Origin of the sequence: Comamonas terrigena NBRC 13299, assembly GCF_006740045.1 — a bacterium.
GTDB lineage: Bacteria > Pseudomonadota > Gammaproteobacteria > Burkholderiales > Burkholderiaceae_C > Comamonas > Comamonas terrigena.
Window position 1 is genome coordinate 759,305 of sequence record NZ_AP019749.1, and the last position, 19,929, is coordinate 779,233.

24 protein-coding genes are annotated in these 19,929 nt (G+C 65.3%); 22 read left to right on the plus strand and 2 right to left on the minus strand.

The annotated features are described in order from the left end of the window. On the plus strand, window positions 1–1,476 hold the full coding sequence (locus CT3_RS03400) for a glutamate synthase subunit beta (RefSeq protein WP_066540356.1): 1,476 nt from the start codon (window positions 1–3) through the stop codon (window positions 1,474–1,476). A gap of 152 nt (window positions 1,477–1,628) precedes the next feature. On the opposite strand, the gene CT3_RS03405 is transcribed toward CT3_RS03400, so the two are convergent. Further along, window positions 1,629–2,114: a DUF3293 domain-containing protein gene (locus CT3_RS03405; protein ID WP_066540359.1), complete on the minus strand. Its 486-nt coding sequence runs from the start codon at window positions 2,112–2,114 to the stop codon at window positions 1,629–1,631. Window positions 2,115–2,269: 155 nt separating this feature from the next. Between CT3_RS03405 and CT3_RS03410 the strand changes: the two genes are divergently transcribed. From CT3_RS03410 to CT3_RS03485, 16 genes are all read left to right on the plus strand, one after another. After that, window positions 2,270–3,079: an amino acid ABC transporter substrate-binding protein gene (locus CT3_RS03410; protein WP_066540362.1), complete on the plus strand. Its 810-nt coding sequence runs from the start codon at window positions 2,270–2,272 to the stop codon at window positions 3,077–3,079. A 158-nt stretch (window positions 3,080–3,237) separates the two neighbouring features. Next, on the plus strand, window positions 3,238–3,891 hold the full coding sequence (locus tag CT3_RS03415) for an amino acid ABC transporter permease (RefSeq protein WP_066540365.1): 654 nt from the start codon (window positions 3,238–3,240) through the stop codon (window positions 3,889–3,891). A 16-nt stretch (window positions 3,892–3,907) separates the two neighbouring features. Then, entirely contained in the window at window positions 3,908–4,660 is a 753-nt protein-coding gene (locus CT3_RS03420) for an amino acid ABC transporter ATP-binding protein (protein WP_066540845.1), read from the plus strand. A gap of 212 nt (window positions 4,661–4,872) precedes the next feature. After that, window positions 4,873–5,697 (plus strand): ABC transporter ATP-binding protein, encoded by an 825-nt coding sequence (locus CT3_RS03425; protein ID WP_066540368.1) that lies wholly within the window; start codon window positions 4,873–4,875, stop codon window positions 5,695–5,697. Next, window positions 5,694–6,476 carry a lipid asymmetry maintenance ABC transporter permease subunit MlaE gene (gene mlaE / locus CT3_RS03430; protein WP_066540371.1) on the plus strand — a complete coding sequence of 261 codons (783 nt, stop codon included), beginning with the start codon at window positions 5,694–5,696 and terminating at the stop codon, window positions 6,474–6,476. The genes CT3_RS03425 and mlaE overlap by 4 nt, the downstream gene beginning before the upstream one ends. 36 nt (window positions 6,477–6,512) lie before the next feature. Continuing rightward, window positions 6,513–7,004 carry an outer membrane lipid asymmetry maintenance protein MlaD gene (mlaD, locus tag CT3_RS03435; RefSeq protein ID WP_066540374.1) on the plus strand — a complete coding sequence of 164 codons (492 nt, stop codon included), beginning with the start codon at window positions 6,513–6,515 and terminating at the stop codon, window positions 7,002–7,004. A 6-nt stretch (window positions 7,005–7,010) separates the two neighbouring features. Next, entirely contained in the window at window positions 7,011–7,751 is a 741-nt protein-coding gene (locus CT3_RS03440) for an MlaA family lipoprotein (RefSeq protein ID WP_066540847.1), read from the plus strand. Between the two features lie 160 nt (window positions 7,752–7,911). Then, window positions 7,912–8,550 carry an MlaC/ttg2D family ABC transporter substrate-binding protein gene (locus tag CT3_RS03445; RefSeq protein ID WP_066540377.1) on the plus strand — a complete coding sequence of 213 codons (639 nt, stop codon included), beginning with the start codon at window positions 7,912–7,914 and terminating at the stop codon, window positions 8,548–8,550. Beyond that, the gene (locus CT3_RS03450) at window positions 8,547–8,855 is read left to right on the plus strand and encodes an STAS domain-containing protein (protein WP_098066060.1); all 309 of its coding nucleotides are present in this window, start codon (window positions 8,547–8,549) and stop codon (window positions 8,853–8,855) included. The genes CT3_RS03445 and CT3_RS03450 overlap by 4 nt, the downstream gene beginning before the upstream one ends. Before the next feature lie 152 nt (window positions 8,856–9,007). After that, on the plus strand, window positions 9,008–9,913 hold the full coding sequence (locus CT3_RS03455) for an ABC transporter ATP-binding protein (RefSeq protein WP_066540381.1): 906 nt from the start codon (window positions 9,008–9,010) through the stop codon (window positions 9,911–9,913). Beyond that, complete coding sequence (locus tag CT3_RS03460) at window positions 9,913–10,668, plus strand: ABC transporter permease (protein ID WP_066540849.1); 756 nt, start codon at window positions 9,913–9,915, stop codon at window positions 10,666–10,668. The genes CT3_RS03455 and CT3_RS03460 overlap by 1 nt, the downstream gene beginning before the upstream one ends. Before the next feature lie 66 nt (window positions 10,669–10,734). After that, entirely contained in the window at window positions 10,735–10,980 is a 246-nt protein-coding gene (locus CT3_RS03465; RefSeq protein WP_066540383.1) for a BolA family protein, read from the plus strand. Between the two features lie 87 nt (window positions 10,981–11,067). After that, entirely contained in the window at window positions 11,068–12,339 is a 1,272-nt protein-coding gene (gene murA / locus CT3_RS03470) for a UDP-N-acetylglucosamine 1-carboxyvinyltransferase (protein ID WP_066540385.1), read from the plus strand. Further along, window positions 12,336–12,998 (plus strand): ATP phosphoribosyltransferase, encoded by a 663-nt coding sequence (hisG, locus tag CT3_RS03475; RefSeq protein ID WP_066540386.1) that lies wholly within the window; start codon window positions 12,336–12,338, stop codon window positions 12,996–12,998. The genes murA and hisG overlap by 4 nt, the downstream gene beginning before the upstream one ends. Before the next feature lie 21 nt (window positions 12,999–13,019). After that, window positions 13,020–14,336, plus strand: coding sequence for a histidinol dehydrogenase (gene hisD, locus CT3_RS03480; protein ID WP_066540389.1), 1,317 nt, complete (start codon window positions 13,020–13,022; stop codon window positions 14,334–14,336). 144 nt (window positions 14,337–14,480) lie between these two features. Continuing rightward, a complete protein-coding gene (locus CT3_RS03485) occupies window positions 14,481–15,305 on the plus strand; it encodes a hypothetical protein (protein WP_066540392.1) in 825 nt (274 codons plus the stop codon). 42 nt (window positions 15,306–15,347) lie between these two features. Here the strand turns inward: CT3_RS03485 and CT3_RS03490 are convergent, their stop codons facing one another. Then, on the minus strand, window positions 15,348–15,665 hold the full coding sequence (locus CT3_RS03490) for a DUF2917 domain-containing protein (RefSeq protein WP_172591856.1): 318 nt from the start codon (window positions 15,663–15,665) through the stop codon (window positions 15,348–15,350). A gap of 200 nt (window positions 15,666–15,865) precedes the next feature. Here CT3_RS03490 and CT3_RS03495 point away from each other — a divergent pair, with 200 nt between their 5' ends. The 5 genes from CT3_RS03495 (at window position 15,866) to hisB (ending at window position 19,898) form a co-directional block, all read left to right on the plus strand. Further along, window positions 15,866–17,311 carry an aminotransferase-like domain-containing protein gene (locus tag CT3_RS03495; protein WP_066540398.1) on the plus strand — a complete coding sequence of 482 codons (1,446 nt, stop codon included), beginning with the start codon at window positions 15,866–15,868 and terminating at the stop codon, window positions 17,309–17,311. 58 nt (window positions 17,312–17,369) lie between these two features. Next, the gene (locus tag CT3_RS21130; protein WP_066540400.1) at window positions 17,370–17,651 is read left to right on the plus strand and encodes a DUF6364 family protein; all 282 of its coding nucleotides are present in this window, start codon (window positions 17,370–17,372) and stop codon (window positions 17,649–17,651) included. Continuing rightward, a complete protein-coding gene (locus CT3_RS21135) occupies window positions 17,648–18,088 on the plus strand; it encodes a PIN domain-containing protein (protein WP_066540402.1) in 441 nt (146 codons plus the stop codon). The genes CT3_RS21130 and CT3_RS21135 overlap by 4 nt, the downstream gene beginning before the upstream one ends. 62 nt (window positions 18,089–18,150) lie before the next feature. Continuing rightward, entirely contained in the window at window positions 18,151–19,269 is a 1,119-nt protein-coding gene (hisC, locus tag CT3_RS03505) for a histidinol-phosphate transaminase (RefSeq protein ID WP_066540405.1), read from the plus strand. Next, on the plus strand, window positions 19,266–19,898 hold the full coding sequence (gene hisB, locus CT3_RS03510; protein WP_066540408.1) for an imidazoleglycerol-phosphate dehydratase HisB: 633 nt from the start codon (window positions 19,266–19,268) through the stop codon (window positions 19,896–19,898). Before hisC ends, hisB begins: the two co-directional genes overlap by 4 nt. Window positions 19,899–19,929: the final 31 nt, after the last annotated feature.

Below are 19,929 nucleotides of genomic sequence, written 5' to 3' on the forward strand. Positions count from 1 at the left end.
ATGGGTAAGACCACCGGCTTTATGGAATACGACCGCATCGAAGAGGGCTACGCCCCGGTTGCGGAACGTCTGAAGAACTACAAGGAATTCGTCATTGCACTGACGCCCGAGCAGGCCAAGATCCAGGGCGCACGCTGCATGGACTGCGGCACCCCGTTCTGCAACAACGGCTGCCCGGTCAACAACATCATTCCGGATTTCAACGATCTGGTGTACCGCGGCGACTGGGAGAACGCGATCAAGGTGCTGCACAGCACCAACAACTTCCCCGAATTCACCGGCCGCATCTGCCCCGCGCCCTGTGAAGCCGCCTGCGTGGCCAACATCAATGGCGATGCCATCGGCATCAAGTCCATCGAACACGCCATCATCGACCGCGCCTGGGACGAAGGCTGGGTCACGGCCCAGAAGCCCAAGCTGCTGACCGGCAAGAAGGTGGCCGTGGTCGGCGCCGGCCCTGCGGGCCTGGCTGCCGCCCAGCAACTGGTGCGTGCGGGCCACGATGTGACCCTGTTCGAGAAGAACGACCAGGTCGGTGGTCTGCTGCGCTACGGCATCCCCGACTTCAAGCTGAACAAGTCCAACATCGACCGCCGTGTCGAGCAACTGGTGGCCGAAGGCCTGAAGATCCGCACCGGCGTGCTGGTGGCGGGCAAGGACGGTCTGGGCAAGGACAGCAAGGTCACCAACTGGGCCAAGGAAACCATCGCCCCCGAAACGCTGATGGCCGAATTCGACGCCGTGCTGCTGACCGGCGGTGCCGAGCAGTCGCGTGACCTGCCCGTGCCCGGCCGTGATCTGAAGGGCGTGCATTTCGCCATGGAGTTCCTGCCCCAGCAGAACAAGGCCACGGCCGAAGGCAAGTACAAGGGCCAGATCCGCGCCGACGGCAAGCACGTTGTGGTGATCGGCGGTGGTGACACCGGCTCCGATTGCGTGGGCACCTCCAACCGCCATGGCGCCACCAGCGTGACCCAGCTGGAACTGATGCCCATGCCGCCCGAGCAGGAAAACAAGCCCCTGGTGTGGCCCTACTGGCCGCTGAAGCTGCGCACCAGCTCCAGCCACCAGGAAGGCTGCGAGCGCGAGTTCGCCATCGGCACCAAGGAGTTCATCGGTGAAAAGGGCCAGCTGACGGCCGTGAAGACCGTGCGCCTGGAGTGGAAAGACGGCAAGATGACCGAAGTTGCCGGTTCCGAGCAGATCATCAAGGCCGATCTGGTGTTCCTGGCCATGGGCTTTGTCTCGCCGGTGCAGACCGTGCTGGACGCCTTTGGTGTGGACAAGGACCAGCGCGGCAACGTCAAGGCCACGACCGATCTGATCGGCGGCTACGCCACCAGCGTGCCCAAGCTGTTCGCCGCAGGCGACATCCGCCGCGGCCAGTCGCTGGTCGTCTGGGCCATCCGTGAAGGCCGCCAGGCTGCCCGCGCCGTGGACGAGTTCCTGGTGGGCGCCAGCCAGCTGCCCCGCTGAGCCCGGTCTGGTCTGTGTGGCGGCCCCAGGGCCGCTGTGCGGGCCGACGCCGTACACCTCCGAGCCTTTGCGATGTCTGTCGCAAAGGCTTTTTGCATCCCGGGCCTGCCCCCGGGGTGCGGGAGCGGAGGATCAGGCCGCGCCCTGTGCCGTCAGCGCAGCAGCAGCAACCGGGGGACGGCGTCGCTGCCCACCGTCAGCACGGCGTTCTGCTCCCAGTGCCGGCCCCAGGCGCGGGATTGGGTGGGGCCCATATGCCAGACCAGCAGGCTGTCTTCGCCCGGCCACTCGCCTTGCGGGTCCCGGCCCTGGGCCGGGGCCCAGCTCCAGCCGTCCTGCTGCAGTGCCACACGCAGCGCCTGCATGCGGCGTTCGTTGTCCGCGGGCGACAGTGCGACGCCCAGCGGGTTGCAGGCCGTCAGCAGGCAGGCCTGCCGGGCTCCGCACTGTTGCATGGCGTGCTGCAGGGCCGGCGAGTGCACGTCCACTTGCAGCCTGGAGGCGGTGGCACGGGCGGGCAGCGCCACGTCGTACCAGGCCTGGCGGTAGGCCTGCACCAGGGCTGCGGGCAGCAGGGTGGGGTGGCCGTCGGCACACAGGGGCGCGGGCTGGGTGGTGGATGCAGGACGAAGTGGCATGGGCTTGCAGGAAATGGGATGCGCGCCATGGCGCTCTGGGCGACAATAGCGGATTCGTCCGGCAGCGGAACAGCCTGGGGGCGTACACCACGCTTCTTGCAGCCAGTTCCGGTCGCGCCGTTTGCAGGTCTTTCATCACCTTTTCTTTCGACACCATGAAGAAACGCACCCTCCTGGCCACGGTGGCCCTGACTGCTTTGCTGGCCGCCTGCGGCAAGAATGAACCTGCCTCCACGGCAGCGGCCCCTGAAGCCGCTCCCGCACCGGCTGCCGTGACCAAGCTGGTCGTCGGTCTGGACGACAACTTCCCGCCCATGGGTTTCCGTGACGAAAAGAACGAGCTGGTCGGTTTCGACATCGACATGGCCAAGGAAGTCGCCAAGCGCGCCAACATCGAAGTGGAATTCAAGCCCATCGACTGGAACGCCAAGGAAGCCGAGCTGCTGGGCAAGCGCGTGGATGCGCTGTGGAACGGTCTGACCATTCTGGAAGAGCGCAAGGAAAAGATCCTGTTCTCCGATCCCTACATGGTGAACAAGCAGATCATCATCGTGAAGGCCGGTTCGGACATCAAGGGCAAGCCTGACATGGCTGGCAAGACCGTGGGTGCCCAGGAAGGCTCCAGCGCCGTGACCGCCATGGCCAAGGACAAGGAACTGTCGGACAAGTTCAAGGAAACCAAGCTGTTCGGCGACAACATCGCTGCCCTGATGGACCTGGAAGCCGGCCGCCTGGACGTGGTGGTGGTGGATGAGGTGGTGGGCCGTTACCTGGTCAACAAGAAGCCCGACAACTACACCGTGCTGGCCGACGACTTCGGTACCGAAGACTACGGTGTGGGCTTCCGCAAGGACGACGAAGCCACCCGCAACAAGGTCAACGACGTGATCGCCGAGATGAAGAAGGACGGCAAGGCCGCTGAAATCGCCAAGAAGTGGTTCGGCGCTGACGTCATCAAGCACTGAGTCTGACCGACCGTGCTGTACCGGCAATGCCTGGCATTGCCGGTTTTTTTTGCTTTGCGACGACAATCGCGTCCTGGCATGCGGGTTGCACCCGCCATGTCCGGCGCCTGTGCCTGTGGCAGCTGCCCTTCACCCAAGCGCCACCTTGAAGGCCATCGATGGATTATGTAATTTCGCTTTTGGGCCCCATGTCTGCCGGGGCCCTGGTTACGCTCAAGCTCTTTGTCATCACGCTGATCCTGTCCATCCCGCTGGGATTGGCATTGGCGTTGATGCGTATTTCCCGTTTCAAGGCGCTCAGCAGCCTGGTGGGCGGCTATATCTGGCTGATGCGCGGCACGCCGCTGATGCTGCAGCTGCTGTTCATCTACTTTGCCCTGCCGTTTGTGCCGGTGGTCGGCGTGCGCCTGCCTGACTTTCCGGCCGCCGTGGTGGCGTTCGCGCTGAACTACGCGGCCTACTTCGCTGAAATCTTCCGTGCCGGTATCCAGTCGGTGGACCGGGGCCAGTATGAAGGCGCCAAGGTGCTGGGCATGAGCTATGGCCAGACCATGCGCCGCATCGTGCTGCCGCAGATGTGGTCGCGCATTCTGCCGCCGGTCAGCAACGAGACCATCACCCTGGTGAAAGACACCTCGCTGATATACGTGCTGGCGCTGAACGACCTGCTGCGCGTGGCGCGCGGCGTGGTGCAGCGTGACTTCACGTTCACGCCCTTCATTGTGGCGGCCTGTTTCTATCTGGTGATGACGCTGGTACTGACCTGGATCTTCCAATACCTCGAAAACCGCCATGCAAAGTACGAAGCCTGAAGCCATGTCCGAAGTGATGATTTCTGCCCAGGGCATCCACAAAGGCTTTGGCGGCACGCCGGTGCTCAAGGGCGTGTCGCTGGAACTGGCGCGCGGCGAGGTGGTGGCCATCATCGGCCCATCCGGCTCGGGCAAGAGCACGTTCCTGCGCTGCCTGAACCACCTGGAGACCATCGACCGCGGCACCATCACCATCGAAGGCGAGGTGCTGGCGCGCTCGGAAGGCGAGGCCAGGGCCCAGTATGTGAGCGAGGCCGAGATCCGCCAGATCGGCCGCAAGATGGGCATGGTGTTCCAGTCCTTCAATCTGTTCCCGCACCTGACGGTGCTGGAGAACATCATCGAAGCGCCGATCATTGTCAAAGGCATGAAGCGCGATGCCATCGTGCCCAAGGCCGAGGCGCTGCTGCAGAAGGTGGGCCTGCTGGAAAAGCGCGATGCGTATCCCAACCGTCTGTCGGGCGGGCAGAAACAGCGCGTGGCCATTGCCCGTGCGCTGGCCATGGACCCGGACATTCTGCTGTTCGATGAACCCACTTCGGCCCTGGACCCGGAGCTGACCGGCGAAGTGCTGCGCACCATGCGCGAGCTGGCCGAAGAGCGCATGACCATGTTGGTGGTCACGCACGAAATGGGCTTTGCCCGCGAAGTGGCCAACCGCGTGATCTTCATGGACGGCGGACACATCGTGGAGCAGGGGCCGGCGGCCGCGTTTTTCGCCAACCCGCAGCAGGCCCGTACCCGCGCCTTTCTGCAAAATATGTTGTGATGCAGCAACACTCTGCCCCGTGACTGTCACAGCGCAGCCACAAGGCGGGTGCCGTTGGCTATGCTGCGCCGCAGCGTGACAGGGCCGCCCCGTGCTGCCACTGTCGCTGCGAATAAACATACACTGGTGTATGTTTATTCGCCAAATTGCAGCCAAGCCGGGCGCTTGTTTGCACAATAAGCCCCTTTGGGCCGTGGAAAACTTCAATCCCCATGTCTGATTCCCCTTCATTGGTAGAGCTGCGCAATGTCACGTTCGGCTATGGCGAACGGGTGATCCTGCGCGACCTCTCGCTGTCCGTGCCACGTGGCAAGGTGACGGCGCTGATGGGGGCTTCCGGCGGTGGCAAGACCACGGTGCTGCGCCTGATTGGCGGACAGAACCGCGCCCAGCAGGGCCAGGTGCTGTTCGATGGCCAGGATGTGGGCACCATGGACCAGACCCAGCTGTACGCCGCACGCCGGCGCATGGGCATGCTGTTCCAGTTCGGGGCTTTGTTCACCGACATGAATGTGTTCGACAACGTGGCTTTTCCGCTGCGCGAGCACAGCCAGCTGCCGCCGTCCATGGTGCGCGATATCGTGCTGATGAAGCTGCAGGCCGTGGGCCTGCGTGGCGCACGCGATCTGATGCCCAGCCAGATTTCCGGCGGCATGGCCCGCCGTGTGGCCCTGGCCCGTGCCATGGCCCTGGATCCCGAGCTGATCATGTACGACGAGCCGTTTGCCGGGCTGGACCCGATTTCGCTGGGCACGTCGGCGCGCCTGATCCGGATCCTGAACGACGCCATGGGCCTGACCACGATCCTGGTCTCCCACGATGTGGAAGAGACTTTCCGCGTGGCGGACCATGTGGTGATTCTGGGCGCTGGCGGCGTGGCCGCACAGGGCACGCCACAGGAAGTGATGGACTGCCCCGATCCATTGGTGCAGCAGTTTGTCCACGCCCGGCCCACGGGACCGGTGCCTTTCCACTATGCCGCCCCCTCGCTGGAGGCCGATTTTGGCGCCGCACACGGTGACGGAGGTGCACGATGAACTGGCTGCATCCCGCACGCATCGGTCTGGCCGTGCGTTCCAAGCTGGCCGACATGGGCTATGGTGCCCGCCTGTTCGGACGGCTGCTGGCCCTGTTGCCGGAAGCGCTGCGGCGCTTTCGCCTGACGGGTGACCAGATCCATTTTCTGGGCAATTATTCGCTGGCCATCATCGGGGTGTCCGGCCTGTTCGTGGGCTTTGTGCTGGGCCTGCAGGGCTACTACATCCTGCAGCGCTACGGCTCGGCCGAGGCCCTGGGCATGATGGTGACGCTCAGTCTGCTGCGCGAGCTGGGCCCGGTGGTGACGGCCTTGCTGTTCGCGGGCCGCGCCGGCACGGCGCTGACGGCAGAAATCGGCCTGATGAAGGCTGGCGAGCAGCTGTCGGCGATGGAAATGATGGCGGTGGACCCGATCAAACGCATTCTCGCGCCCCGTTTCTGGGCGGGGGTGGTGGCCATGCCCCTGCTGGCGGCGGTGTTCAGTGCCGTCGGCGTGCTGGGTGGCTGGATCGTGGGCGTGCTGCTGATCGGCGTGGATGCGGGGGCCTTCTGGGGCCAGATGCAGTCCGGCGTGGATTGGTGGAACGATCTGGGCAACGGCGTCATCAAGAGCACGGTATTTGGGGTGGCAGTGACCTTTGTGGCACTGCTGCAGGGCTATGTGGCCAAGCCCACGCCGGAAGGCGTGTCGCGCGCCACCACCCGCACGGTGGTGATGGCTTCGCTGGCGGTGCTGGGACTGGACTTCCTGATGACCGCATCGATGTTCAGCATCTGAGGCACGGCGCCCAGGCAAACAAGGAATAGATCAAAAATGCAGCAATCCAAAAATGACATCTGGGTCGGCATGTTCGTGCTGATCGGGGCTGCCGCGCTGGTGTTTCTGGCGTTGCAGGCAGCCAATCTGCTGAGCCTGAACTTTCAGAAGGGCTACCCGGTGACCGCCCGCTTCGACAATATCGGCGGGCTCAAGCCCAAGGCGGCGGTCAAGAGTGCCGGCGTGGTGGTGGGGCGCGTGGAGTCCATCACCTTCGACGACCAGACCTTCCAGGCCAGCGTGAACCTGGTGATGGAAGAACGTTACAAATTCCCCAAGGACAGTTCGCTGAAGATCCTGACCAGCGGCCTGCTGGGAGACCAGTACATCGGCATCGAAGCCGGCGCAGACGAGGAAAACCTCAAGGCCGGTGATCGCATCAGCTCGACCCAGTCGGCGGTGGTGCTGGAAAATCTGATCGGCCAATTCCTCTACAACAAGGCCGAAGAGGGGGCCGCCACGCCTGCGCCCGCAACCAACGGAAACTGACCCATGATGCAGAAGAACAAGACATCCCCCATCGTGCGCTGGAGCGCGATTGCCGCCGTGTCGGCCAGTGCCCTGGCGCTGGGCGGTTGCGCGGCGACCGGCAGCAACCCGCAGGATCCGTACGAGTCCTTCAACCGCAAGGTGCAGTCGTTCAACGACGGGGTCGATGACGCGGTGCTCAAGCCTGTGGCGACGGCCTACCAGACCGTGACACCCCAGCCGGTGCGCACCGGTGTGGGCAACTTCTTCGGCAACGTGGGCGATCTGTGGTCCATGGTGAACCATTTGCTGCAAGGCAATGGTCTGCAGGCCTACAACCACATGGTGCGCTTCACCACCAACACGGTGCTGGGCATTGGCGGTCTGCTGGACATTGCGACCGAAATGGGCGTGGACCGCCAGAAGCAGGACTTTGGCCGCACCCTGGGTGCCTGGGGTATCAAGCCCGGCCCCTACCTGGTGCTGCCTTTGCTGGGACCATCCACCGTGCGGGACACGGTGGCCCTGCCTGCGGACTGGAACGGCAATGTCCTGAGCGAGCTGCGTCCGATTTCGCACCGCAACGCGCTGGTGGGCCTCAAGGTCGTGGACGACCGTGCACGCCTGCTGAAGGCTGGCGACATTGTGGATTCGGTGGCGCTGGACCGCTATGTGCTGCTGCGCGATGTGTATCTGCAGTCGCGCCAGCCCAAGGGCGATGGTCGCGTCGAAGACATGGACGCCGGCAAGCTTCCGCCCGAAGAATGACGTTTCCCGGGCATGGCCCGCGCTGGCGCGGATGCATGGTGTTGCAAGACTTTACGCACGCCTTGCATGCTGTTGACCAGAATGCGGCACGCTGTGCCCTGGTGTGTTGCCCAGGCGCACCCCCCCACGGGCCGTAGCCCGTTGCTGAAAAGGATTACCCATGAAGATGAATCGACGTACCTCTGTGCACTCCCTGGTGGCCCTGGCCGCTGCTGCCTGCCTGCCGCTGGCGGTCCTGGCGGCCGAGGAAGCGCCAGATGCGCTGATCAAGCGCCTGTCGACCGACGTGCTGACCACCATCAAGGCGGATCCGGCCCTCAAGGGCGGAGACATGGCCAAGATCAATGCCCTGGTGGACCAGGTGGTGCTGCCGCATGTGAACTTTCGCCGCATGACGTCGGCGGCCGTGGGTCCCAAGTGGCGCCAGGCCACGCCGGCCCAGCAGGAACGCCTGCAAACTGAATTCAAGCAGCTGCTGATGCGCACCTACTCCGGCGCGCTGGCTCAGGTCAGCGACCAGACCGTGGTGGTCAAGCCGCTGCGCATGGCGGCCGGTGACACCGATGTGCTGGTGCGCACCGAGGTGCGTGGCAAGGGCGAGCCCGTGCCGCTGGACTTCCGTCTGGAAAAGAAGGACGGCGTCTGGAAGGTCTACAACTTCAACGTGCTGGGCGTCTGGCTGGTGGAAACCTACCGCACCCAGTTCGCCGAAGAGCTGAACAAGACCGGCATTGACGGCCTGATCCAGACCCTGGCCAGCCGCGGCACCATGCCGGCCAAGGCCGCCAATGCCAAATGAGCGTGATTGCACTGCCCGCCGATCTGGATAGCGACCAGGCCGCAGCCCTGCTGCCGCAGCTGCGCCGCCAGATCGCCGGTGGCGGCACCGGTGCCGTGGTGTTGGATGCCGCTGCGGTGCGGCGTTTTGATTCCGCCGCACTGGCGTTGTTGCTGGAATGTCGCCGTCTGGCCCTGACCAGCCAGCGCACCTTGGAAGTGCAGCATCTTCCCGCCGGCCTGCATTCCATGGCCCATGTCTACGGCGTGGACGGCGTGCTGGGCGTGCCGGTGGGCGCCAGCGCGGGCGCAGACCCCTTGGTCTGACACCCCGCGGCGGCAGCGCCATGCCGGTGGTGCGGCCCGCTGTGCGGGCGCTGGTGCAGGCATTGGTGCGGGGTTGCAGCAGCCCCGATAAGGTTTATCGCCCAGCCCCCCGGGCACACAGCGGTGGACTGCCTTTAAAATGACCGGCTGCCATGCCAGCTGTCTCATTCCAATCCATCTCCAAGACCTACCGCACGCCCAAGGGCGAGTTCCAGGCCCTGCAACAGGTCAGCCTGGACATCGGCGAGGGAGAATTCTTCGGCCTGCTCGGTCCCAACGGCGCAGGCAAGACCACGCTGATCAGCATTCTGGCGGGATTGGCCAAGGCCACTTCCGGCCGTGTCACCGTCCAGGGCCATGACGTGCAAAGCGACTTTGCTGCAGCACGTCGTCAGCTGGGCGTGGTGCCCCAGGAGCTGGTGTTCGACCCCTTCTTCAATGTGCGCGAGACGCTGCGCCTGCAGTCCGGCTACTTTGGCGTGAAGCACAACGACGACTGGATCGACGAATTGCTGGACAGCCTGGGCCTGGCCGACAAGGCCACGGCCAATATGCGCCAGCTGTCGGGCGGCATGAAGCGCCGGGTGCTGGTGGCCCAGGCCTTGGTGCACAAGCCGCCCATCATCGTGCTGGATGAACCCACGGCCGGTGTGGATGTGGAACTGCGCCAGGCCCTCTGGCATTTCATTGCCAAGCTTAATAAGCAGGGCCACACGGTGCTGCTGACCACCCACTACCTGGAAGAGGCTGAAGCGCTGTGCAACCGCATCGCCATGCTCAAGCACGGACAGATCGTGGCGCTGGACGATACCTCCAACCTGCTCAAGACGGCGTCGGCCAATGTGCTGCAGTTCAAGAGCGACCAGGCCCTGCCCGAGGTGCTGCTGCCCATCGCCCGCGTCACCGGCCGGGTGGTGCAGCTGCCGGCCCAGGGCCCCAACGACATAGAACGCTATCTGGCCACCTTGCGTGAAGCGGGCGTGGCCATGGAAGACATGGAAATCCGCCGTGCCGACCTGGAGGATGTGTTTCTGCAGGTGATGAAAGGAGCGGCATGATGCAAGGCTGGCAGTCGCTGTTCTACAAGGAAATCCTGCGGTTCTGGAAGGTGAGCTTCCAGACCGTGGCCGCGCCCGTGCTCACGGCCGTGCTGTACCTGCTGATCTTCGGCCATGTGCTGGACGGGCATGTGAAGGTCTATGGCAGTCTGAGCTATACCGCCTTCCTGGTGCCCGGCCTGGTGATGATGAGCGTGCTGCAGAATGCGTTCGCCAACAGCTCGTCCAGTCTGGTGCAAAGCAAGATCATGGGCAGCGTGGTGTTCATCCTGCTCACCCCGCTGTCGCACTGGGCCTGGTTTGTGGCTTTTGTCGGCGCGTCGGTGGTGCGTGGTCTGGCCGTGGGGCTGGGGGTGTACATCGTCACGCTGTTCTTCACGCCGCCCGTTGCGGTGGCGCCGCTGTGGATTCTGGCCTTTGCCTTCCTGGGCGCGGCGCTTCTGGGCACACTGGGCCTGATTGCGGGGCTGTGGGCCGACAAGTTCGACCAGATGGCGGCCTTCCAGAACTTCCTGATCATGCCCATGACGTTTCTGTCGGGCGTGTTCTATTCCATCCACTCGCTGCCGCCGTTCTGGCAGCAGGTGAGCCACCTCAACCCCTTCTTCTACATGATCGATGGCTTCCGCTATGGCTTCTTCGGCCTGAGCGACGTGTCCCCCTGGACCAGTCTGGCCATCGTGGGCGGCGCCTGGCTGCTGGTCAGCGCTCTGGCCGTGCGCCTGCTGCGCACCGGCTACAAGATGCGCCACTGAGCGGTACCACCACCATGTGCAAGATTTCCACTTTCTCTGTCGCCCGCGCTGCGGGTGCTTTGGCCCATGACCGCTGACCAACTCCAAGCCATCATCTCTGCCGGCCTGCCTTGCGAACACATTGCGCTCGAAGGCGATGGCCGCCATTGGTATGCCACCATCGTCTCGGCCGCATTCGAAGGCCAGCGCCTTGTCGGCCGCCAGCGCCTGGTCTATGCCACGCTGGGCAACCGCATGGCCACCGACGAGGTGCATGCGCTGTCCATGAAGACCTACACGCCCGCCGAATGGGCGCAGCAGGCGGCCCAGTAAGCCGCCGCATTCATTCATTACTCACTCGCTGTGGGGGCGCATTCAGAGCGCGCCACAGCCTGATTGGACCCATAAGGCAGTTTTGCGATGGACAAACTCAAGATCCGTGGTGGCCGTTCGCTCAAGGGCGAAGTCCTGATTTCCGGTGCCAAGAACGCAGCCTTGCCCGAGATGTGCGCGGCGCTGCTGACCGCCGAGCCCGTGCACCTGCACAATGTGCCGCGCCTGCACGATGTGGCCACGATGCGCAAGCTGCTGGCCAATATGGGCGTGCAGACCGAGACCCACGGCGAGCGTGGCGGCATGAGCTTTGTCGCACCCGACAGCCTGACGCCCGAAGCACCGTACGAGCTGGTCAAGACCATGCGCGCTTCGGTGCTGGCGCTGGGGCCGCTGCTGGCCCGCTTTGGCCGCGCCAAGGTGTCGCTGCCCGGCGGCTGCGCGATCGGTTCGCGTCCGGTGGACCAGCACATCAAGGGCCTGCAGGCCATGGGGGCGGTCATCACCGTGGAAAACGGCTACATGCACGCCAGCCTGCCTGCAGGCTGGACGCGCCTCAAGGGCGCGCGCATCACCACCGACATGGTGACCGTGACGGGGACCGAGAACTTCCTGATGGCTGCAGCGCTGGCCGACGGCGAGACCGTGCTGGAAAACGCTGCCATGGAGCCTGAAATCCCCGATCTGGCCGAGATGCTGATCAAGATGGGCGCCAAGATCACCGGCCACGGCACCAGCCGCATCGTGATCCAGGGGGTGGAGCGGCTGCACGGCTGCACCCATGACGTGGTGGCGGACCGCATCGAGGCAGGAACCTTCCTGTGCGCGGTGGCTGCCACCGGCGGCGAGGCTTTGCTGCACCATGCACGCGCCGACCACCTGGGCGCCGTGATCGACAAGCTCAAGGATGCGGGCGTGACCGTGGAGTCCGTGGCGGGCGGCCTGAAGGTCAGCTCCAACGGCAAGCTCAAGGCCCAGAGCTTCCGCACCACCGAATACCCCGGCTTTCCCACCGATATGCAGGCGCAGTTCATGGCGCTGAACCTGGTGGGCGAGGGAGGCAGCGTGGTGACCGAGACGATCTTTGAAAACCGTTTCATGCACGTCAACGAGATGCGCCGTCTGGGTGCGCAGATCTCCACCGATGGCCGTGTGGCTTCCATCGAAGGCGGCAAGCGCCTGACCGGCGCCGCCGTGATGGCCACCGACCTGCGTGCATCGGCCAGCCTGGTGATTGCCGGCCTGGTGGCCGAGGGCGAGACCCTGGTGGACCGTATTTATCACCTGGACCGTGGCTACGACCGCATGGAAGAGAAGCTGCGGGGCCTGGGTGCAGATATCGAAAGAGTGTCGGAATGACGATCGCAACCCCTGTGACGATTGCCCTGTCCAAGGGCCGTATCTTTGAAGAAACCGTGCCCCTGCTGGCGGCTGCCGGCATCGCGGTGACGGAAGACGTGGAAAAGTCGCGCAAGCTGATCTTCGACACCAACCAGCCCCATGTGCGCGTGGTGCTGGTGCGTGCGTCGGACGTGCCGGTGTATGTGCAGTACGGGGGCGCCGATCTGGGCGTGTCCGGACTGGATTCGCTGATCGAGCATGGCGGCCAGGGCCTTTACCAGCCGCTGGACCTGCAGATTGCCCGCTGCCGCGTGAGCGTGGCCGTGCGCAATGGTTTCGACTATGCGCATGCCGTCAAGCAAGGTGCGCGCCTGCGCATTGCGACCAAGTATCCCGAGATCGCACGCCATTTCTTCGCCAAGAAGGGGGTGCACGTGGACATGGTCAAGCTCTACGGTTCCATGGAACTGGCGCCGCTGACCGGCATGGCCGATGCCATCGTCGACCTGGTGTCCACCGGCAACACCCTCAAGGCCAATGACCTGGTCGAGGTCGAGCCCATCATGGACATCAGCTCGCGCCTGGTGGTCAACCAGGCGTCGCTCAAGCTCAAGCAGGCCCCGCTGCGCCACATCATCGATGCGTTCGCCCAGGCCGTTGCGGCCAAGAACAACTGATTTTCTCCACTGGTAAATACTATGGAATTCGTAGCTGCTCCCGTCCGTCTATCAACCGCAGATGCCCAGTTTGAGCATGATTTCGCTGCGCGTCTGCATTGGTCGGCGGACACGGACGCCGCCATCGAACAGCGTGTGGCCGACATCCTGGCCGATGTGCAAAAGCGCGGCGATGCCGCCGTGCTGGAGTACACCGCCCGCTTTGACGGCCTGAGCGCCGACTCCATGGCCGCGCTGGAGCTGACCAAGGAAGAACTCAAGGCCGCTTTCGACAGCCTGCCTGCAGACCAGCGCGAAGCACTGGAATCCGCCGCACGCCGTGTGCGCAGCTACCACGAGGCACAGAAGAAGGCCAATGGCGAAAGCTGGAGCTACCGTGACGAAGACGGTACCCTGCTGGGCCAGAAGGTCACGCCGCTGGACCGCGTGGGCATTTACGTACCCGGCGGCAAGGCGGCGTATCCCAGCAGCGTGCTGATGAATGCCATTCCGGCCCAGGTGGCGGGGGTGGAAGACATCATCATGGTGGTGCCCACGCCGCAAGGCGCCAAGAATCCGCTGGTGCTGGCCGCCGCCTATGTGGCCGGTGTGCACCGCGCCTTTACCGTGGGCGGTGCGCAGGCCGTGGCCGCCTTGGCTTACGGTACGGCCACCATCCCCAAGGTGGACAAGATCACCGGCCCCGGCAACGCCTATGTGGCCAGTGCCAAGAAGCGGGTCTTCGGTCTGGTGGGCATCGACATGATTGCCGGCCCCAGCGAAATTCTGGTGCTGGCCGACGGCACGACACCGCCCGCCTGGGTGGCAATGGACCTGTTCAGCCAGGCCGAGCACGATGAGCTGGCCCAGTCCATCCTGCTGTGCCCGGATGCGCCCTATATCGATGCCGTCCAGGCCGAGATCGATCGCCTGCTGCCCGAGATGCCCCGCAAGGCCATCATCGCCAAGAGCCTGAGCGACCGTGGCGCGCTGATCCTGACCAAGGACATGGAAGAGGCCTGTGCCATCAGCAACCGCATTGCGCCGGAGCACCTGGAAGTCTCCAGCCGGGATCCGCACCGCTGGGAGCCGCTGCTCAAGCACGCCGGTGCCATCTTCCTGGGTGCGTACACCTCGGAAAGCCTGGGGGACTACTGCGCGGGCCCCAACCACGTGCTGCCCACCAGCGGTACTGCGCGTTTCAGCTCGCCGCTGGGGGTGTACGACTTCCAGAAGCGCAGCAGCCTGATCGAGGTCAGCGAAGCCGGTGCCCAGATTCTGGGCAGGACCGCCGCCGTGCTGGCCTATGGCGAGGGCCTGCAAGGCCATGCCCGTGCGGCCGAAATGCGTCTGAAATAAAGCGGCACCGGACGCGTGTGCAAGCCGTGGCGGGTCCACGGCTTTTTTCTGCACGCGTTGCTGCGGCGGCTGCCACATACGGGCCGCACCCGGGCCGCACCGGGGTGCGGTGCATCCAGATTCCAACCACCAGGGAGTGTGAACATGAACCCCACCACCACATCCGGGCTGCGGCGCTGCTGGCAGACCCTGTGTGCCCTGCTGCTGGCCGCCGGTCTGGCGGCGTGCGGCGCCCCGCAGTCCAGTCCCGATCCGCTTGCCGCCGTGGCCCAGCGTGGTCCCCAGATGGAATCCACCTTGGGCACCCAGTGGGGGGAGGGGCGGGAGTCCGTGACCTACGATGTGGAAGCCACGCGTTTGCATCCCGAACATGCACAGGCGCTGTCGCAACTGCGCTATTCCGATGAAGCCAGCATCCGCCGTGCCCTGGGCGGCAGTGCCGACCGGCAGCTGAATGTGCTGCTGGCCGACGGTGCGGTGGAGTGGTCCTTGCTGGATGGGCAAGGCCAGGCGCTGCCGGTGTACAGCCAGCGCGGCAGCAGCAGCTACCAGCTGGCGGGCCGCCATGGCGAGCGCTATATGCTGGTGTTCACCAACCGCAGCAGCCGCAACTACGAGGTGGTGGCCACGGTAGACGGCCTGGACGTGCTGTCCGGCCAGGCGGGCAGCCTGCAGAACGCCGGCTACCTCCTGCGCGCGGGCCAGACCCTGCACATCGAGGGCTTTCGCAAGAACAGCCGCGAGGTGGCGGCCTTCCGCTTTGCCACCAAGGACCGGGCGTATGCGGCCCACACGGCTGACGGGGATGCGCGCAACATCGGCGTGATCGGTGCGGCACTGTTCGAGGTGCAACTGGCCGGCAACCCGGTGGCGCAGCCGCCCCGCAGCGGCGCTGGTGCGCCAGCACCCCAGGCTTTCCCCGGCGACGCTGGCCGCGGTGGCTACGCGCAACCACCGCAGTACCGCTAAGGCAAGCCTCGGGTGCCGGCGCCACCCGGTTGCCGGGGTGGCTTATGCCGGGGTATGGCTGCCCTGGGGCAGCAGCACCCAGCGCACCAGGGCCGGCGCATTGCCTTGCGCACCCAGGTACAGCCGGGCAGGGCCGGGGCAGTACAGGCGCTGGCCGGCTTCGGCAAACTTATCCTTTAGCAGGTCCTGTTGCGTGAGCCACAGGCGGCCCTGCTGGCATTCCAGTACCGCCATCCGGCCTTTCGGGACGAGCACCGCCTGCACCGTGCCGGCTGCGTCCAGGGATAGTGGCTTCCAGGGGGGCGGTGGTGTGCCAAGTTCGGCTCTCAACCGGCCCTCTGCACCGTGTGCGGATGCCATGGTGGAAGCGTGTGGGAGCGTATGGGGGGAGGGGTGGATCGCATACATGGCCTCACTGTCGGGCAATGCGGCGGGCGGCAACAGCGGCAGTCCGGTGTGAACCGAACCGGTACAGCCGCAGGGCCTCGGGCTTCTGTGCTGTATGGCTGGCAGGGTATCTGTACTGAAGGCAATAGGCCGGGGTAGTACAGAATGCCGGCATGGATTCCGTTGCCTCTCTTCCTCTGTATCTGCAGATTGCCGAACCCCTGGCCCAGTGCATACGCCAGGGCACCCTGGCGCGCGGCGACAAGCTGCCTTCGGTGCGGGCGCTGGCCCGCCAGCATGGCGTGGCACAGACCACGGTGGTGCAGGCATTTCACTGGCTGGAAGATGCGCGGCTGATCACGGCCCGCCCGCGCTCGGGCTTCTATGTGGCGGCGCGCCCAGCACAGCTGCCGGAGCCCAGCACGGTCCAGCCCCTGCGCCGGCCTCGCGCGCTGTCCAAGGACTGGCTGGGCCAGCGCGTGCTGGGGCGCAAGCAGCCCGAAGGCATGCTGTCGTTCAGCAGCGGCACACCGGGGCCGGACTTGCTGCATACCGACCGCGTGCGCCGGGCCGTCACGCGTGCCGTGCAGCAGCACCGCCATCTGCTGTCCACCTACCCGGATGCCAGTGGCCATGAAGACGCACGCCGCGCCCTGGCCCGCTATGCGGTGGGCCTGGGGTGCAGCCTGGACCCGGAGCGCATCGTCATCACCGGGGGCTGCATGGACAGCGTGGCTCTGTGCCTGCGTGCGGTGACCCAGCCGGGCGATGTGGTGGCGCTGGAGTCTCCCACGCATTTTTCGTTTCTGGAGGTGCTGCAGGCGCTGCAACTCAAGGCCCTGGAGATTCCCACGCATCCACGCCATGGCCTGTCGGTGGATGCACTGCAACTGGCGCTCGATACCCAGCCGGTCAAGGCCCTGCTGCTGGTGCCCACCCTCAGCAATCCGCTGGGCTGCTGCATGCCGCAGGCCGAGCGCAAACGCCTGGTGCAACTGGCGGCGCAGCATGGGCTGCCCGTGATCGAAGACGCCATCTATGCCGACCTGGCCGAGGGCGATGCCATGCGCCGCACGCTCAAATCCTATGACAGCAGCGGCCAGGTGATGCTGTGCCATTCGTTTTCCAAGACGCTGGCGCCGGGCCTGCGCCTGGGCTGGCTGGAGGCCGGCCGCTGGACGGCGCAGGTGCGCCACATCAAGGAAATGCAGGCCGGAGGACAGTCTGCCGTGCTGGAGCTGGCGCTGGCCGATCTGATCACCCAGACCGGCCACCATGCCGCCATGCGACAGTTGCGCGCAGCCATTGCGGTGCGGGTGGACCAGGCGCGGCAGGTGATTGCCGGGCATTTTCCTGCGGGGACCCGCGTCAGCGATCCGCCCGGCGGGCTGCTGCTGTGGCTGGAGCTGCCGCAGGGCGTGGGGGCCGTGCAGCTGCACGAAGCCTGTCTGGCCGAGCAGATCCTGATCCCGCCCGGACGGTTGTTCGGTGCGGCTGGGCGCTTTCCGCAGGGGGTGCGCATCGGCCTGGGAGGGGACTGGACCGCACAGCATCTGGATGCCTTGCGGCGGGTGGGCGAGATGGCCCAGCAGCTGCTGCGCAGAGCGGCTACTGTGTGACACGGATCTGGTGTGGCACGAATTTCGTGTTGCACGAATTTCGTGTACGATAGACGGCATGAAGAACCTCACCATCACCGTTGACGACAGCGTGCTCGAATGGGCGCGGGTGGAAGCGGCCCGGCGCGGCACCAGCGTCTCGCGCATGGTGGGAGACTTCATGGCCGAGATGATGCAGCGCGAGGACGCGTACGAACGGGCCTACCTGGCCTGGCGCACGGACGAGCGCAGCTGGCAGGCCGGTCCGGCAGCGGTGGCTGCAGCCAGCGCCCAGGTGCGCCGCGCCAGTGCCCGGCGCGCCGGTGATCCCCAAGACCTGAATTCCGGAGCGGCGGCATGAACCCGGTGTTTGTCGATACCTCGGTGCTGATTGCCGCCGAAGACGTGGCCGGCGGCCCGTTGTACGCGGCCACGCTGGCCTGGCTGGACGTGCTGTGGCGCACGCGCAGCGGTCGTACCGGCAACCAGGCCTTGGTCGAGTTCTATGACCAGGTCACCACCGCCGCCGTGCCGCTGCCCCAGGGCGATGCGCGTGCCGCCATCCGCCGCTACCAGACCTGGACGCCATGGAAGACCGATGCGGCCACGCTGGAAACGGCCTGGGCCGTGCAGGCCCGCCACCAGCTGGATTTCGGCGATTGCCTGGCCGTGGCCTGTGCCCAGCACAGCGGCTGCAGCCAGATGCTGAGCCTGCACCTGCCCCATGGTGCCGAATTTGGCGGCGTGACCGTGGTGCACCCGCTGCGGCAACCCGCTCCCGGATTGGAAGGAGCCTGAGCGCCCACACCATTGCAGCCGTGCAATGCAGGCCAACGCAGGCATCCCGTGGAAAGACGACCATGACCCCACCAGACAACCAAACCCGCGCCCTGCAGCGCATCCGTGCCGATGTGCGTGCCATGTCGGCCTACCATGTCCAGCCCGCCCAAGGCCTGCTGAAGATGGACACCATGGAGAACCCCTACCGTCTGCCAGCCGCGCTGCAGCAGCAACTGGGGGCGCACCTGGGCAGCCTGGAAATCAACCGCTATCCCGGCGAGCGCCTGGAGGTGCTCAAGCAGATGCTGGCCGACTACGCCGGAGCCCCGGCCGGAACGGCGGTGCTGCTGGGCAATGGCTCGGATGAAATCATCACCTTGCTGGCGCTGGCCACGGCCCAGCCGAGCGAAGGTGGTCGCGCCACCATGCTCGCGCCCATGCCCGGCTTTGTGATGTACCCCCTGAGTGCCAAGCTGCAAGGGCTGGACTTTGTCGGCGTGGACCTGACGGCAGACTTTGACCTGGATGTGCCCGCCATGCTGCAGGCCATTGCCGCCCACCGGCCCGCCATCACCTATATCGCCTACCCCAACAACCCGACGGCCACACTGTGGGCCGAGGACAAGGTCCAGGCCGTCATCGACGCGGTGGCCGCTGTGGGCGGTCTGGTGGTGATGGACGAGGCCTACCAGCCTTTTGCCAGCCGCAGCTGGATCACGCGCATGCAGGCCGATCCGGCCCGCAATGCCCATGTGCTGCTGATGCGCACGCTCAGCAAGTTCGGTCTGGCCGGCGCGCGCCTGGGCTATCTGATCGGCCCGTCCGCCCTGGTGAACGAGATCGACAAGGTGCGCCCGCCTTACAACATCAGCGTACTCAACTGCGAAACGGCGATTTTTGCGTTGCAGCATGAATCGCTGTATGCCGAACAGGCGGCGGCCATCCGCGCCGAACGCCAGCCGCTGATCGATGCCCTGGCGGCGTTGCCCGGCGTAGCCACGGTCTGGCCGTCCGAAGCGAATATGGTGCTGCTGCGGGTGCGCGATGCCGCCCACGCCCAGGCCCAGATGAAGGCGCGGGGCGTGCTGGTGAAGAATGTCTCGGCCATGCACCCGCTGCTGGCCAACTGCCTGCGCCTGACCGTAGGCACCGCCCAAGAAAATGCCCAGATGCTGGCTGCCCTGAAGGAATCACTATGAGCAACGCACTCGTCCCCTCCACCGTGTCCGACGATGGCACCGCCCGCATTGCGGAAGTGCAACGCAATACCGCCGAAACCCGCGTGCATGTGCGCGTCGATCTGGACGGCACGGGCAAGGCCAGCCTGCATTCCGGCATCGGCTTTCTGGACCACATGCTGGACCAGATTGCGCGCCACGCGCTGGTCGATCTGCACATCGAATGCGAAGGCGATCTGCACATCGACGGCCACCACACGGTGGAAGACATCGGCATCACCCTGGGCCAGGCCTTTGCCAAGGCCATTGGCGACAAGAAAGGCATCCGCCGCTACGGCCACGCCTATGTGCCGCTGGATGAAGCCTTGAGCCGCGTGGTGATCGACTTCTCCGGCCGTCCCGGCCTGCACATGGACTGCAAGTTCACCGCCGGCAGCATCGGCCAGCTCGATACCCAGCTGGTGTTCGAGTTTTTCCAGGGCTTTGTGAACCACGCCGGTGTCACACTGCACATCGACAATCTCAAGGGCTTCAATGCCCACCACCAGTGCGAGACCATCTTCAAGGCCTTCGCCCGGGCGCTGCGCTTTGCGCTGGAACGCGATCCGCGCATGGCCGGGGTGATTCCCTCCACCAAGGGATCGCTGTAAAAATGGGCGCTGCCCGTGCGCACCGCGTGCG

Excerpts from the sequence above, each read along its gene's own strand:
- CT3_RS03400 (WP_066540356.1), top strand. The coding sequence starts at position 1 with ATGGGTAAGACCACCGGCTTTATGGAATACGACCGCATCGAAGAGGGC.
- CT3_RS03405 (WP_066540359.1), bottom strand. The coding sequence starts at position 2,114 with ATGCCACTTCGTCCTGCATCCACCACCCAGCCCGCGCCCCTGTGTGCC.
- CT3_RS03410 (WP_066540362.1), top strand. The coding sequence starts at position 2,270 with ATGAAGAAACGCACCCTCCTGGCCACGGTGGCCCTGACTGCTTTGCTG.
- CT3_RS03415 (WP_066540365.1), top strand. The coding sequence starts at position 3,238 with ATGGATTATGTAATTTCGCTTTTGGGCCCCATGTCTGCCGGGGCCCTG.
- CT3_RS03420 (WP_066540845.1), top strand. The coding sequence starts at position 3,908 with ATGATTTCTGCCCAGGGCATCCACAAAGGCTTTGGCGGCACGCCGGTG.
- CT3_RS03425 (WP_066540368.1), top strand. The coding sequence starts at position 4,873 with ATGTCTGATTCCCCTTCATTGGTAGAGCTGCGCAATGTCACGTTCGGC.
- mlaE (WP_066540371.1), top strand. The coding sequence starts at position 5,694 with ATGAACTGGCTGCATCCCGCACGCATCGGTCTGGCCGTGCGTTCCAAG.
- mlaD (WP_066540374.1), top strand. The coding sequence starts at position 6,513 with ATGCAGCAATCCAAAAATGACATCTGGGTCGGCATGTTCGTGCTGATC.
- CT3_RS03440 (WP_066540847.1), top strand. The coding sequence starts at position 7,011 with ATGCAGAAGAACAAGACATCCCCCATCGTGCGCTGGAGCGCGATTGCC.
- CT3_RS03445 (WP_066540377.1), top strand. The coding sequence starts at position 7,912 with ATGAAGATGAATCGACGTACCTCTGTGCACTCCCTGGTGGCCCTGGCC.
- CT3_RS03450 (WP_098066060.1), top strand. The coding sequence starts at position 8,547 with ATGAGCGTGATTGCACTGCCCGCCGATCTGGATAGCGACCAGGCCGCA.
- CT3_RS03455 (WP_066540381.1), top strand. The coding sequence starts at position 9,008 with ATGCCAGCTGTCTCATTCCAATCCATCTCCAAGACCTACCGCACGCCC.
- CT3_RS03460 (WP_066540849.1), top strand. The coding sequence starts at position 9,913 with ATGCAAGGCTGGCAGTCGCTGTTCTACAAGGAAATCCTGCGGTTCTGG.
- CT3_RS03465 (WP_066540383.1), top strand. The coding sequence starts at position 10,735 with ATGACCGCTGACCAACTCCAAGCCATCATCTCTGCCGGCCTGCCTTGC.
- murA (WP_066540385.1), top strand. The coding sequence starts at position 11,068 with ATGGACAAACTCAAGATCCGTGGTGGCCGTTCGCTCAAGGGCGAAGTC.
- hisG (WP_066540386.1), top strand. The coding sequence starts at position 12,336 with ATGACGATCGCAACCCCTGTGACGATTGCCCTGTCCAAGGGCCGTATC.
- hisD (WP_066540389.1), top strand. The coding sequence starts at position 13,020 with ATGGAATTCGTAGCTGCTCCCGTCCGTCTATCAACCGCAGATGCCCAG.
- CT3_RS03485 (WP_066540392.1), top strand. The coding sequence starts at position 14,481 with ATGAACCCCACCACCACATCCGGGCTGCGGCGCTGCTGGCAGACCCTG.
- CT3_RS03490 (WP_172591856.1), bottom strand. The coding sequence starts at position 15,665 with ATGGCATCCGCACACGGTGCAGAGGGCCGGTTGAGAGCCGAACTTGGC.
- CT3_RS03495 (WP_066540398.1), top strand. The coding sequence starts at position 15,866 with ATGGATTCCGTTGCCTCTCTTCCTCTGTATCTGCAGATTGCCGAACCC.
- CT3_RS21130 (WP_066540400.1), top strand. The coding sequence starts at position 17,370 with ATGAAGAACCTCACCATCACCGTTGACGACAGCGTGCTCGAATGGGCG.
- CT3_RS21135 (WP_066540402.1), top strand. The coding sequence starts at position 17,648 with ATGAACCCGGTGTTTGTCGATACCTCGGTGCTGATTGCCGCCGAAGAC.
- hisC (WP_066540405.1), top strand. The coding sequence starts at position 18,151 with ATGACCCCACCAGACAACCAAACCCGCGCCCTGCAGCGCATCCGTGCC.
- hisB (WP_066540408.1), top strand. The coding sequence starts at position 19,266 with ATGAGCAACGCACTCGTCCCCTCCACCGTGTCCGACGATGGCACCGCC.